Here is a 14,242-nt window from a genome sequence, read left to right as displayed (position 1 = left end):
TTAGGGTGTAGGTAAAATCAGCGGCTAATCATAGCCTGTTGAGAACCGTTTGAGAATGCTGTTGTCTATGCATCCGGTTTCAGGGCGTTCTGTTGCGGCATCAAAGCGATATTCCACTGTGACACCGCGTCAGACAGCAGTTTGTCCTGCGTTAAGTCCTGCCAGCCGCCTGAAACAGGCTGTCCGAGGAAGCGTAATGCCGCTACCAGCAGGGGTCTGGCATCGCCATCGGGCAGCGAAGGCGCATGATTCTGCTTCGATAACTTATTGCCATCGTGATTAAGCGCCAGCGGCAGGTGCAGCCAGGCCGGCACCGGCCAGCCAAACTGCTGATAAAGCGCAATCTGCCGTACCGTCGGCTCAATCAAATCTGCGCCGCGCACCACTTCGGTAATGCCCTGAAAATGGTCATCGACGACCACCGCCAGGTTGTAGGCAAACAGGCCATCGCGACGGTGAATAATAAAATCTTCCTGCGCCAGACGTCTGTCCGCCTCTACGCGCCCGCGTAATCGATCGTCAAAGGCAAAGACCGGCGCATGCTGGCGTAAACGCAGCGCGGCATTCTCTGGTCCGCGTTGCCGTTCACGGCAGTAACCATCATAGAAACCGCCAATCTCCTGAATGCGACGTCGGGGACAGGTGCAGAAATAGCTCTGACGATGCTGCTGCAGCCAGGCCAGTGCGTCACGGTAGGCCTCATGACGTTGCGACTGCCACAGCACCTCGCCATCCCACGTCAAACCGTAGTGTTCCAGCTGATGCAGAATGCGGCTGGCGGCACCCGGCACTTCCCGTGGCGGATCGATATCTTCCATTCTCACCCGCCAGATGCCTTTGCGCGCGCGCGCGCTCAGGTAACTGCCCAGGGCAGCAATCAGCGAGCCAAAATGAAGTTCACCAGAGGGAGAAGGGGCGAAGCGACCAATGCAGGAAGGTGACATAGGGTTCAGAAGTGACCACGCAGCGGACAACACAACGGTTTTTCCACTGCGTGGTAACAGGCTGGACGCGACATTAGCCGGCCATTTGTTTCTCACGAATTTCTGCTAACGTCTTACAGTCGATGCAGAGATCGGCAGTAGGACGTGCTTCGAGACGGCGGATACCAATCTCAACGCCACAGGAATCGCAATAACCGAAGTCGTCGTCTTCGACTTTCTTCAGCGTCTTCTCGATCTTTTTAATCAGTTTACGTTCGCGATCGCGGTTACGCAGTTCCAGGCTGAATTCCTCTTCCTGCGCGGCACGGTCAACCGGGTCCGGGAAGTTAGCGGCTTCATCCTGCATGTGCGATACGGTACGATCGACTTCGTCCCGCAATTGATTACGCCAGGCTTCCAGAATCTTGCGAAAATGGGTCAGCTGCGCGTCGTTCATATACTCTTCGCCAGGCTTAACCTGATAAGGCTCAACGCCAGCGATAGCGAGAATACTCAGGGACGATGTTTTACGGTTTTGACCTTCTTGCATGTTGCTTCTCCTGGATAACACGCACTATACCCTCTGACTTACGTCCCGCAGGGGCGTTACTGCCGGCCTGCATCTGACGTCTGCGGGGTACATCGATCCCCCATTGGGGAAAAAAACAGGCCGCTATAAATAACAGAAGCAGTCAGGGTTGGCAATTCTTCATGAACACACCTTGACAAGCCTGTGAGGAACAGCGTAATCAGCCCTTAGCTCAAAACATTCTTACCACATAAAATTGCAAAAGATATTACAAGGTTACATTGATTGGCGATTTAAGAAACATTCCCTCTGCCGATAAGTCTGCCTGATACGCTAAAACCTCTACACCTTCCCGTTGCGCCTGAGCCAGTTGTTCTGCATACGCCGCATCAATGTGGCGTGCCGGGGAAACGTCCTCAATCCCCGAGTGCAAAACGGCAAACAATAAAACGGCCCGATGACCCTCTGCCGCCACTGTCGCCAGCTCGCGCAGGTGTTTCTGTCCTCGAATCGTCACCGCATCCGGAAAATAGCCTTTACCTTCATGTAAAAGGGTTACGGATTTCACCTCAATATAGCAGTTGCGCCGTGCCTCTGCTTTGAGCAGGAAATCAATTCTGCTTTTTTCACTGCCATATTTCACTTCCGCCTGTCGATGCGAATAACCGGCCAGCGATGGCAGCTGATGATGGTCCAGCGCTTCAGCCACCAGCTGGTTCGCGCGCAGGGTATTCACGCAAATCCAGTGGCCCTGTTGCGTTTCGGTCAGCTCCCAGCTGTGAGGGTATTTACGCGTCAGGCTGTCGGACGTGGAATACCAGACTGTATCGCCCGGCGTGGCGCAGCCGGTCATGGCACCGGTGTTGGCGCAATGAATCGTCAGCACTTCGCCTTCTGGCGTCTCGACATCGGCCAGGAAACGTTTGTAACGGGTGATCAGGCGGGCGGATTTAAGGGGCGGAGAGAAGTGCATGCGGATCCTGAGACGTTAATGGCCAGCTGGCCAGCGCGCGGTAGCGGGTGCGGCCCCGGGCATAGTCAGAGGCGAACAGTGAAAAGGTGGAGACGCGAAAACGCCAGTGAAAGCCGCGTGGTGGCAATGCAACCGGCTGGGTGGCTTGGCGTAACAGCGTGATGTGCGGATGAAACGGCTGCGGGCTTTGATAACAGCCATGCCGGGCAGCCTGCGCCCGCAGCAGGCTGGCGAGCTGCAGCAGGCCGCGAGGCGCGCGCTGGCAGCCGAGCCAGACCACGCCGGGACGCGGCCAGTGCCCGGCATCATCCAGATCGAGATCGAAACCGGGCTGGACGATGCGGGAAGCCAGCGTCTGCAGGCGCTGTGAGGTTTCCGGTGCGACCTCACCCAGAAACGCCAGCGTCAGGTGCAGATTCGCTGCGACCACAGGCGTGCCTGCCTCTGCAGGAAAGGTGTCGGCCCGCCAGCGCACCAGCTGTTGCTGCATTTCGTCAGGCAGGCTGATGGCAAAAAATAAGCGTTGTGTCGCCATGGCGCTCTCCGGCAAATATCACGTGCTACAATGCGCGCCATCTTAGCACAGGCAGAAGCGGAGTTTGCTGTGAGCGATTTACCAGTCAGCGCGGTGCTGCCAGACATCCTGGCGGCGCTGCGTGACGCCTCTCAAATCCTGCTGGCCGCCCCTACCGGCGCGGGCAAATCGACCTGGCTCCCGCTGCAGTTGTTGCAGCAGGCGGCGCTGCCAGGTCGCATCATTATGCTGGAGCCACGCCGGCTGGCGGCACGTAATGTGGCGCAGCGGCTGGCGGAGCAGCTCGGCGAACAGCCGGGAGCCACGGTGGGATTCCGGATGCGTGGCGAAAGCTGCGTCGGGCCAGAAACCCGGCTGGAAGTCGTTACCGAAGGGATGCTCACGCGCATGCTTCAGCACGATCCGATGCTGGAGGGCGTGTCGCTGGTGATCCTCGATGAGTTTCACGAGCGCAGCCTGCAGGCCGATCTGGCGCTGGCGTTGCTGCTCGATGTGCAGCAGGGATTACGCGACGACCTTAAAATCATGCTGATGTCCGCCACGCTCGACAATGCCCGGCTGGCGGCGCTGCTGCCGGATGCGCCACTGATCGTCTCAGAAGGGCGCAGCTATCCGGTTGAGCGGCGGTACGCGTCGCTGAATCAGCACGTGCGTTTTGAAGAGGCGGTCGCGCGTGAAGTCGCACAGCTGCTGCGCGACGAAGCGGGCTCGCTGCTGCTGTTTCTGCCGGGCGTGGCGGAAATTGAACGGGTGAAACGTGAGCTGGAACCACGCATCAGTGACGATGTGGATCTGACACCACTCTATGGCGCACTGCCGCTGGCGGCGCAGCGACGGGCGATCCTGCCCGCCGCCGCCGGACGTCGCAAAGTGGTGCTCGCCACCAATATCGCCGAGACCAGCCTGACCATTGAGGGGATTCGCCTGGTAGTCGACAGTGCGCTGGAGCGCAGCGCCCTGTTTGACGCTCGCAGCGGCGTGACGCGGCTGCAGACCCAGCGCATCAGCCAGGCCTCAATGATTCAGCGCGCAGGTCGCGCCGGGCGACTGATGCCGGGAATTTGTCTGCATCTGCTGCCGCAGGAGCAGGCGTCACGTGCAGCAGCGCAGAGCGAACCGGAAATCGTGAACAGCGATCTCTCGTCGCTGTGGCTGGACCTGCTGCAGTGGGGCTGTACCGGGCCGCAACAGCTGCAGTGGCTGGATCTGCCGCCCGCCAGAAATCTGGACGCGGCACAACAGCAGCTGACCCGTCTGGGTGCACTGGACAGCAACGGCCTGCTTAACACACTGGGACGGCGTATGGCACAGCTGGGTTGCGATCCGCGACTTGCTGCTATGCTCTGTGCCGCGGGCAATGAGCCGGATGCGGTCGCCAGCGCGGCGCTGCTGGTGGCGATTCTGGAAGATCCTCCGCGCAGCGGCAGTGCCGATCTGAGGGATGCGCTGCATCGGCCTCAGGCTCAATGGCAGCGGCGGGCGCAGCAGTGGCAGCAGCGACTCAAAATTCTTGGCGGACGGATCGATGAAGATCGCTTCGCGGGCCTGCTGGCGGTGGGGTTTGGCGATCGGCTGGCGCGGCGTCGCGATCAGAGCGGTCGCTATCAATTGGCCAACGGGCTGGGGGCCAGACTCGATGAGCAGGATGGCCTGACGCGCAACGAATGGCTGATTGCACCCGCCCTGTTGCAGGGCAGTGCGACGCCGGATGCCCGGATGCTGCTGGCACTGCCGGTCGACATTGAAACGCTGTGCCAGCAGCAGCCCGCACTGATTGAGCGCCGGACTGAAGTGGAATGGGACGAAGAGAAGGGCACGCTGCGTGCGTTCAGACGTGAGCAGATTGGCGCGCTGATCCTGAAGACCCAGCCGATGGCGCGTCCGGAGCCGGACGTGCTGCACGCCGCCATACTGCGCTGGATCGCCGAAAAAGGTCTGTCGGTATTGGGCTGGACGCCGGATGCCGAACAGTTGCGCCTGCGCATCCAGTGTGCGGCACAGTGGCTGCCGGAAGAGAGCTGGCCCGCTATGGACGATCAGACGTTGCTTGAGAGCCTGCCGCAGTGGCTGTTGCCGCAGATGTCAGCGGTACGCGATCTGCGCAGCCTGCAGGCGGTAAACCTGACCACGGCGCTCTTACATTTACTCACATGGTCACAACGTCAGCGGCTGGATAGTGTGCTGCCAACTCATTACACTGTGCCGACCGGAAGCCGGCTGCCGATTCGCTACGATGCGGATAAGCCGCCCGCGCTGGCGGTAAGGATTCAGGAGATGTTTGGCGAAGCGCAGAATCCCACCGTGGCGGAAGGACGTATTCCGCTGGTGCTGGAGCTGCTATCGCCCGCCCAGCGACCGTTGCAGATCACCCGCGATCTGGCGGCGTTCTGGCGCGGTGCCTGGCCGGAGGTCAGGAAAGAGATGAAGGGACGCTATCCGAAACACCTCTGGCCAGAGGATCCGGCCACCGCCTTGCCAACAAGGCGAACCAAAAAAATGTCCCCGCAGGGTTGAGTCCGCTGGATCGAATTCAGAGGGTTCTGCCATGCGGCACGCGAGAAAGCAGTTAGAGTAGCGGCGCTGCCGTAAGCACTGCCTGGAGAAGAAAAGTAATGTCTGGGAACGATCGCGAACCAATAGGGCGCAAAGGTAAACCGTTGCCGCCGCGCAGCAGTGCGGGCCGGGGACGACGCAGGGATATCGAACAGGATATCGATCAGGACGATTTTAATGATGACGAGGAGGAAGCGCCGGTGCCACGTAAAGGTAAAGGTGGAAAACCGCCGCGCGGCAAACGCCGTTGGCTGGGATGGATAATTAAACTGTTCCTGGTGTTTGTGGTGGTTATGGCCGCGTGGGGCATCTACCTCGACTCGGAGATTCGCAGTCGCATTGACGGTAAGGTATGGCAACTGCCCGCCACCGTCTATGGCCGCATGGTCAGCCTGGAACCGGGCATGGCCTACAACAAAAGTGAAATGGTGGCGCTGCTGGAAGGGACTCAGTATCGCGAAGTCTCCCGTATCACCCGCCCCGGCGAGTTTTCGGTGAAGGGCAACACCATTGATCTGCTGCGTCGCCCGTTTGATTTCCCCGACAGTAAAGAGGGGCAGATCCACGCGCGTATGAGCTTCACGAAAGATGAGCTGAGCGAGATTAAAAACCTCGAAACCGGCCGTGATTTTGGCTTTTTCCGCCTCGATCCGCGCCTGATCACCATGCTGCAGTCGCCGAATGGTGAACAGCGACTCTTCGTGCCGCGCACCGGTTTCCCGGATCTGCTGGTCGATACGCTGATCGCCACTGAAGATCGCCATTTCTATGAGCATGATGGTATCAGCCCGTACTCCATTGGTCGCGCTTTCCTGGCGAACATCACGGCAGGAAAAGCGGTGCAGGGCGGCAGTACGCTGACGCAGCAACTGGTGAAGAACCTGTTCCTGACCAATGAGCGTTCGCTGTGGCGTAAAGCGCGTGAAGCCTATATGGCGGTGATCATGGATGCGCGCTACAGCAAAGATCGCATCCTGGAGCTCTACCTGAACGAAGTCTATCTCGGTCAGGCGGGCAGCGATCAGATCCGCGGTTTCCCGCTGGCGAGCCTCTACTACTTTGGCCGTCCGGTAGATGAACTGAGTCTGGATCAGCAGGCGATGCTGGTTGGCATGGTGAAAGGGGCGTCGCTCTATAACCCGTGGCGCAACCCGAAACTGGCGCTGGAACGCCGCAACCTGGTGCTGCGCCTGTTGCAGCAGCAGAAAGTGATCGACCAGGAGCTGTATGACATGCTGTCGGCTCGTCCGCTGGGCGTGCAGCCGAAAGGGGGCGTGATTACGCCGCAGCCTGCCTTTATGCAGATGGTGCGTAACGAGCTTCAGGCCAAACTGGGCGACAAGATTAAAGATCTCTCCGGCGTGAAAATCTTCACCACGCTGGACCCGGTGTCGCAGGATGCAGCTGAAAAAGCGGTGGTTGATGGCATTCCGACGCTGAAAAAACAGCGCGGCCTGAAAGATCTGGAAACCGCGATGGTGGTGGTTGACCGCTTCAGCGGCGAAGTCCGTGCCATGGTCGGCGGTGCCGATCCGCAGTACGCCGGTTACAACCGTGCGCTGCAGGCGCGTCGCTCTATCGGTTCACTGGCAAAACCGGCGACCTACCTCACCGCGCTGAGCCAGCCAAACAGCTACCGCCTGAACAGCTGGATCGCCGATGAGCCGATTGCGCTGAAGCAGCCAAATGGCACCATCTGGAAACCGATGAACGACGATCGTCGCTTCAGCGGCAAAGTGATGCTGGTGGATGCGCTGACCAACTCCATGAACGTGCCGACGGTTAACCTCGGTATGACGCTGGGGCTGGATGCGGTAGTCGATACCTGGAACAAGCTGGGCGTGCCGAAAGAGCAGCTGCATCCGGTGCCGGCGATGCTGCTGGGTGCCCTGAACCTGACGCCGGTTGAAGTGGCGCAGGCGTTCCAGTCGATCGCCAGCGGCGGTAACCGCGCGTCACTATCTGCGGTGCGTTCAGTGATTGCAGAAGATGGCAGCGTGCTCTATCAGAGCTATCCGCAGGCGCAGCGTGTGGAACCGGCGCAGGCGGCTTATCTGACGCTCTATACCATGCAGCAGGTCGCTGACCACGGTACCGCCCGTGCGCTGGGGGCGCGTTTCCCGAATGCCCATCTGGCCGGGAAAACCGGTACCACTAACGATCTGATCGACAGCTGGTTTGCCGGTATTGATGGTAAAGAAGTGGCGATCACCTGGGTGGGCCGTGATAACAACCAGCCGACCAAACTCTATGGTGCCAGCGGTGCGATGCAGCTTTATCGTCGCTACCTCGACAATCAGGCACCGATGCCGTTGCAGCTGACGCCGCCGGAAGATGTGTCGATGATGAATGTCGATTCGGCCGGTAACTTTGTCTGTGGCACGGGCAGCAGCACCTGGCGTTCTCTGCCGGTGTGGGCGCTGGATCCGAATGCGCTGTGTCAGCAACAGCAGCAGCAGGTTCAGCAGCAGCAACAGCTGTTTGACCAGCAACAGCAGCAGCAACAGCCGCAACAGCAACCAGCCCAGCAACCGCAGGAGCAGAAAGACAGCGACGGCGTAGCAGGGTGGATAAAAGATATGTTTGGCAAATAAATCAGTCAGACAGGTTAAAAAGGGCGCTTCGGCGCCCTTTTTTTGTTTGTGATCAATACGGATAAATCGCCCTGCAAACGGCGTCACTACTGGGATTTCTGCTTGCAGTGTCCGCGGCAGTTCGCATATTATCTAATCCGTTATAATAATCATTATCGTTTCGATTCGCTCGCCTGAGCCTATTTTAAGAGACACCTTTTTATGAATGCGCGAACGACTTTTGCAGACAACACCAAAAAAACATTTTCCCGGCCGCTTCTGGGCGTCATGATCTCACTGAGCCTGAGCTCCTCGCTTTACGCCGCGCAGCCAGAGACCATGGTGGTCTCGGCGGATGGCGGCAACGGCGTCGAGGCGGAAAGCGCCTGGGGGCCGGCACCGACGGTGGCAGCAAAACACAGCGCCACCGGCACCAAAACCGATACCCCGATTGAAAAAAATCCGCAGTCTGTCTCCGTGGTCACCCGCGAAGAGATGGAAATGCGCAATGTGACCAGCGTGAAAGGGGCGTTTAACTATACGCCTGGCGTGCTGACCGGTAACCGTGGCAGCTCAGATGTGATTGATGCGCTTTCGATTCGCGGCTTCAGCGAAACCAATACCAACCAGTATCTGGATGGCCTGAAACTGCAGGGAGATAACTACTCTGAGTTTGCCATCGATCCCTACTTCCTGGAGCGCGCTGAACTGCTGCGCGGTCCGGTCTCTGTGCTCTATGGTAAAAGCAATCCGGGCGGTGTCGTCTCACTGGTGAGCAAGCGTCCGACCCAGGAAACCCTGCGCGAAGTGCAGTTCCAGATGGGCAATGACAATCTCTTCTCGACCGGCTTTGACTTTGGCGGTGCGCTGGATGATAACGGCGTCTACAGCTATCGCCTGACCGGTCAGGCGCGCAGTCAGGATGCGCAGCAGTCGATGAACAAAGAGAAGCGCTACACCATTGCCCCGTCATTCAGCTGGCGTCCCGACGATCGCACCCGCATTGATCTGCTGACCTATTTCCAGAACGAGCCAGAAACCGGCTATTACGGCTGGCTGCCGCGTCAGGGCACCGTGGTGCCGATCACCCGTGCCGATGGCAGCCAGTACAAACTGCCGACCGACTTCGACGAAGGTGAGCAGAGCAATAAGATTTCGCGCACCACCAAAATGGTGGGCTATAACGCCGAGCACAGCCTCAACGACACCTGGACGCTGCGCCAGAACCTGCGTTATGCCGACCTGCGCACCGATTACCGCAGTATCTATGGCAATGGTTTCAATACAGCAACTCAGGAGATTACCCGTGGTTCAGCGGTCTCCAGCGAGACGCTGAACCAGTTTGCCGTGGATACTCAGGCGCAGGCGAAATTCGCCACCGGCCAGGTCGATCATACGCTGCTGCTGGGCGTGGACTTCCAGCGTACGCGTAATGATATCGACGCACAGTTTGGCTCGGCCTCCAGCCTGAATGCGGTTAACCCGCAATATGGCGATGATAGTGTGACGCCGTTTGCCGATCCTTATCAGCATCTGAATAAGCAGCGTCAGACCGGCCTCTATGCACAGGATCAGATGGAGTGGAACCGCTGGGTGCTGACGCTAGGTGGCCGCTACGACTATGCCATGAACTCCGTTTACGATCGGGTGGCAGACAGTGTTGATCGCCAGAACGATCAGGCCTTTACCTGGCGTGGTGGTCTGAACTATGTGTTTGATAACGGCATCGCGCCTTACTTTAGTTACAGCGAAGCCTTTATTCCGAATGCGGGTTCAACCTATGACGGTCAGGCATTTGATCCGTCACGCGCTAAGCAGTATGAAGCGGGCGTGAAGTATGTACCGAAAGATCGTCCGGTGGTGCTCACCGCCGCGCTTTACCAGCTGACCAAAACCAAAAACCTGACTGCCGATCCCAATCCAGACAGAGCTTTTTTCAGCGTTCAGAGCGGTGAAATCCGGTCACGGGGCGTAGAGCTGGAAGCTAAAGCGGCGCTGAATGCCAACGTTAACCTGACGGCCTCCTACACCTACACCGATGCGGAATATACTGAAGACACGTCGCTTAAAGGCAAAACGCCGGTGCAGGTGCCGAAACATATGGCCTCACTATGGACCGACTACACCTTCCACGAGACTGCTTTGTCAGGGGTGACGATCGGCGCTGGGGTCCGTTACGTGGGTGAAAGCCAGGGGCTGTATGCTGAAACCCCAACTAACACCTCTGCTGGACTCTCGAACCAGAACTTTAAGGTAGCCGGTTACACCACGGTGGATGCGGCGCTGAAGTATGATCTGGGTCGCTTCGGCCTGCCAGGCTCGACGGTAGGTGTCAACGTTAACAATCTGTTCAACCGCGAGTATGTCGCCAGTTGCTATCGTGAATACGCCTGCTACTGGGGTGCGGAACGCCAGATTGTCGGCACCGCGACCTTCAGATTCTGATTTAACCGGGCGCTCCGGCGCCCGTTCACAGGGATAATCATGCCGCATCCGCACGCAGAAGAGGCGACCTTTACGCTGGAAAACGCCAGTTTCGAGGTGCCCGGCCGCACTCTCCTCCAGCCCCTGTCGCTGACTTTTCCACCGGGTAAAATGACCGCGCTGATTGGTCACAACGGCTCGGGCAAATCGACGCTGCTGAAAATGCTGGGCCGTCATCATGCGGCCAGCAGCGGAGAGGTTTTGCTGAATCAGCAGCCGGTCGGGCGCTGGAACAGTAAAGCCTTTGCCCGCGAGGTGGCCTATCTGCCGCAGCAGTTACCGGCAGCCGAAGGGATGACGGTGCGTGAGCTGGTGGCGATTGGCCGCTATCCCTGGCACGGGGCGCTGGGGCGCTTTGGTCAGGAGGATCGCGACAGGGTAGAGGATGCGGTTGCCCAGGTCGGGCTAAAGCCCTTTGCCGGTCGGCTGGTGGACAGTCTGTCAGGCGGTGAGCGTCAGCGCGCCTGGCTGGCGATGATGGTGGCGCAGAACAGCCGCTGTCTGCTGCTGGATGAACCGACCTCGGCGCTGGATATTGCCCATCAGGTTGAGGTACTGGCGCTGATCAAAGATCTGAGCCAGCAGCGCGGCCTGACAGTGATTGCGGTGCTGCACGATATCAATATGGCGGCACGCTACTGCGATCATCTGGTGGCGCTGCGTCAGGGCGCGATGATTGCCGAAGGTGACGCCGGAGCGATTATGCAGCCTGAGGTGCTCGGTGCAATTTATGGCATTCCGATGGGCATTTTACCGCACCCGCAGGGCGGCGCGCCGGTTAGTTTTGTCTGTTAAGGAAAGGATGATGCCCGATCTTTATCGCCGCCGACTGTTGCTGGCACTGGCGGCCTCGCCGCTGTTTTGTGCGCTTCCTCTGCGTGCTGCCACGCCGAATCCGGGTCGGATTATTGCACTGGAGTGGTTACCCACCGAACTGCTGATCGCGCTGGGCGTTACTCCCTTTGGCGTGGCCGATCTGCACAACTACAACATCTGGGTAGGTGAGCCGAAACTGCCTGCAGACGTGATCGACGTCGGTCTGCGCACCGAACCCAATCTTGAGCTGATGGCGCAAATGCAGCCGTCGCTGATCCTCTGCTCCAATGGCTATGGCCCGCCCAAAGAGAAACTGACGCGCATCGCACCCATCATGGGTTTCGACCTTCACAGCGGCGACGGAAAACCCTTCACCGCCGCGCGCGCATCGCTGCGTCAGCTGGCGGCGCGCCTGGGATTAAGCGATCGGGCGGAACAGCATCTGCGTGAGGTCGATGGTCAGCTGGCGGCGGCGCGTGAGCGGCTGGCACCCTATGCCGGACGCACGCTTCTGCTGATGTCGCTGCTCGACAGTCGTCACGCCATTACCTTCGGTAAAAACAGCCTGTTCCTGGAAGTGATGACCCTGCTGGGCCTGAAAAATGGCTGGCAGGGTGAAACCAATTTCTGGGGCAGCGCAGTGATCGGCATCGAACAGCTGGCGCAGGCCGGGGAGGTGGATGTTATCTGTTTCGATCACGACAACGACGTGGAGATGCAGCAGCTGATGCGTAGTCCGCTGTGGCAGGCCATGCCGTTTGTCCGCACCGGACGCTTTCAGCGCGTCCCGGCGGTCTGGTATTACGGTGCAACGCTCTCGGCGCTGCACTTTGTTCGCGTGCTGGAACGCGCGCTGGAGACGCACTGATGCGCCATGCTCTGTTTCCCGCAGGCCTTCTCAGCCTGCTGTTTCTGCTCTCACTCAGCCTGACACTGATTAATCTGCACCACGCCTTGCCACAGGCTGAATGGTGGCAGGCATTCTGGTCACCGGCCGTCAATAGCCTGCCGCAGATGGTGTTTCACTACAGCCTGCTGCCGCGCACGGCGCTGGCGCTACTGGTGGGAGCCGGACTGGGGTTAGCCGGTCTGCTGTTTCAGCAGATCTTACGCAACCCGCTGGCGGAGCCGACCACGCTGGGCGTCTCTTCCGGCGCGCAGCTGGGCATTACCGTCGCGACGCTGTGGCATCTGCCGGGCGGGGCGCTGACACAGCAGTTTGCTGCGCTTAGCGGTGCGCTGCTGGTGGGCGCGCTGGTGTTTGGTGTGGCCTGGGGCAAACGTCTGTCGCCAGTGACGCTGATTCTGGCCGGGCTGGTACTGAGCCTGTACAGCGGCGCGGTAAATCAAATCTTCGCTATCTTCAATCACGATCAGCTGCAGAACATGTTTCTGTGGAGCACCGGCGCGCTGAATCAGATGAGCTGGGAAAATGTGCAGCAGCTCTGGCCGCGCCTGCTGCTGGCGTTTGTGCTGGCGCTGGCGCTGCTGCGTCCGCTGACGCTGATGGGACTGGATGATGGTGTCGCGAAAAACCTGGGTCTGGCGCTCTCTGTGGCGCGGATGGGCGGCCTTGGACTGGCGATTCTGCTCAGTGCGCAGCTGGTCAATGTCGCCGGTATCATCGGCTTTATCGGGCTGTTTGCACCGCTGCTGGCGAAGCTGCTGGGTGGACGACGGCTCCTCACCCGGATGTTGCTGGCACCGCTGACTGGCGCGCTGCTGCTGTGGCTGGCAGACAGCTGCGTATTATGGCTCAGCACGCACTGGCGCGATATCCCGACCGGCACGGCCACGGCCCTGCTTGGCGTACCGATTCTGCTGTGGCTGCTGCCGCGACTGCGCACCGGTTCAGTGCCGCCCGCGCTGAATCAGGGTGACAATGTGCCCGCCGAGCGACAGAACCTGCTGCGCTGGGCGTTGATCGGTCTCGCTGTTCTGGCGCTGCTGGGGTGGGGGGCGCTCGCGTTTGGGCGTGATGCGCAGGGCTGGAGCGGGTCCGCAGGCGAGATGCTGCAATCACTGCTGCCGTGGCGCGCACCGCGCGTGCTGGCAGCGCTGGTAACCGGTCTGATGCTGGGCGTGGCGGGAAGTCTGATTCAGCGGCTGACCGGCAATCCTATGGCCAGCCCGGAAGTACTGGGCATCAGTTCCGGGGCCGCCTGCGGCGTAGTGGTCATGATGTTCTTTGTGCCGGGCGATGCGATGGCCTGGCTGCTGCCCGCCGGTGCGGTGGGGGCCGCGCTGACGCTGCTGGTGATTATGGCGGTAGCCAGCCGTGGCGGCTTCTCGCCGGAGCGGATGCTGCTGGCGGGTATGGCGCTTAACAGCGCCTTTGTCACCCTGCTGATGCTGCTGCTGGCCAGCGGCGATCCGCGCATGGACGGGTTGCTGAGCTGGATCTCCGGCTCGACCTATAACATCAGCGGCAGTCAGGCAGTTCAGAGCGCAATCTGCGCGCTGGTGCTGGTGTCGCTGGCTCCGCTGGCGAGCCGCTGGCTGACGCTGCTGCCGCTGGGAAGTGCGACCGCGCGCTCGGCGGGTATGGCATTGACGCCTGCACGGCTGAGTCTGCTGCTGCTGGCGGCAGCACTGACCGCCAGCGCGACGCTGACTATCGGTCCGCTGAGTTTTGTCGGGTTGATGGCTCCGCATATGGCGCGGATGCTGGGATTCCGGCGGGCTTTGCCACAACTGTTGCTATCGGGATTGCTGGGAGGCGGATTGATGATGCTGGCTGACTGGTGCGGGCGAATGCTGGCCTTCCCTGATCAAATCCCTGCCGGACTGATGGCGACGTTTTTAGGTGCGCCGTACTTTATCTGGCTGCTACGGCGTTCAGGTTAAGAGGAAAAA

Annotated in this window: 10 protein-coding genes; 6 read left to right on the top strand and 4 right to left on the bottom strand. The window is 59.7% G+C overall.

What is annotated here, in order from left to right; translation table 11 throughout:
- Positions 1 to 65: 65 nt before the first annotated feature.
- From gluQRS to thpR, 4 genes are all read right to left on the bottom strand, one after another.
- Positions 66 to 944 (bottom strand): tRNA glutamyl-Q(34) synthetase GluQRS, encoded by an 879-nt coding sequence (gene gluQRS / locus IBT54_RS13255; protein WP_201252278.1) that lies wholly within the window; start codon positions 942 to 944, stop codon positions 66 to 68.
- A gap of 73 nt (positions 945 to 1,017) precedes the next feature.
- Entirely contained in the window at positions 1,018 to 1,473 is a 456-nt protein-coding gene (gene dksA / locus IBT54_RS13250) for an RNA polymerase-binding protein DksA (protein WP_008925615.1), read from the bottom strand.
- Between the two features lie 247 nt (positions 1,474 to 1,720).
- The gene (gene sfsA / locus IBT54_RS13245) at positions 1,721 to 2,425 is read right to left on the bottom strand and encodes a DNA/RNA nuclease SfsA (protein WP_095706178.1); all 705 of its coding nucleotides are present in this window, start codon (positions 2,423 to 2,425) and stop codon (positions 1,721 to 1,723) included.
- Positions 2,403 to 2,960 (bottom strand): RNA 2',3'-cyclic phosphodiesterase, encoded by a 558-nt coding sequence (thpR, locus tag IBT54_RS13240; protein ID WP_147789407.1) that lies wholly within the window; start codon positions 2,958 to 2,960, stop codon positions 2,403 to 2,405. The genes sfsA and thpR overlap by 23 nt, the downstream gene beginning before the upstream one ends.
- Positions 2,961 to 2,990: 30 nt before the next feature.
- Between thpR and hrpB the strand changes: the two genes are divergently transcribed.
- The 6 genes from hrpB (at position 2,991) to fhuB (ending at position 14,233) form a co-directional block, all read left to right on the top strand.
- The gene (gene hrpB, locus IBT54_RS13235; protein ID WP_201252277.1) at positions 2,991 to 5,474 is read left to right on the top strand and encodes an ATP-dependent helicase HrpB; all 2,484 of its coding nucleotides are present in this window, start codon (positions 2,991 to 2,993) and stop codon (positions 5,472 to 5,474) included.
- Between the two features lie 98 nt (positions 5,475 to 5,572).
- Positions 5,573 to 8,107 (top strand): bifunctional glycosyl transferase/transpeptidase, encoded by a 2,535-nt coding sequence (mrcB, locus tag IBT54_RS13230; protein WP_095706176.1) that lies wholly within the window; start codon positions 5,573 to 5,575, stop codon positions 8,105 to 8,107.
- A 201-nt stretch (positions 8,108 to 8,308) separates the two neighbouring features.
- Positions 8,309 to 10,531 (top strand): ferrichrome porin FhuA, encoded by a 2,223-nt coding sequence (fhuA, locus tag IBT54_RS13225; RefSeq protein WP_201252276.1) that lies wholly within the window; start codon positions 8,309 to 8,311, stop codon positions 10,529 to 10,531.
- A 39-nt stretch (positions 10,532 to 10,570) separates the two neighbouring features.
- Positions 10,571 to 11,365, top strand: coding sequence for a Fe3+-hydroxamate ABC transporter ATP-binding protein FhuC (fhuC, locus tag IBT54_RS13220; RefSeq protein ID WP_201252275.1), 795 nt, complete (start codon positions 10,571 to 10,573; stop codon positions 11,363 to 11,365).
- 10 nt (positions 11,366 to 11,375) lie between these two features.
- Positions 11,376 to 12,254: a Fe(3+)-hydroxamate ABC transporter substrate-binding protein FhuD gene (gene fhuD / locus IBT54_RS13215; RefSeq protein ID WP_147789436.1), complete on the top strand. Its 879-nt coding sequence runs from the start codon at positions 11,376 to 11,378 to the stop codon at positions 12,252 to 12,254.
- Complete coding sequence (gene fhuB / locus IBT54_RS13210; protein ID WP_201252274.1) at positions 12,254 to 14,233, top strand: Fe(3+)-hydroxamate ABC transporter permease FhuB; 1,980 nt, start codon at positions 12,254 to 12,256, stop codon at positions 14,231 to 14,233. Before fhuD ends, fhuB begins: the two co-directional genes overlap by 1 nt.
- The last annotated feature ends 9 nt before the right edge of the window (positions 14,234 to 14,242 follow it).

It is taken from the genome of Pantoea sp. S62 (assembly GCF_016658625.1).
GTDB lineage: Bacteria > Pseudomonadota > Gammaproteobacteria > Enterobacterales > Enterobacteriaceae > Pantoea > Pantoea vagans.
This window is presented reverse-complemented; position numbering and strand designations above follow the sequence as displayed.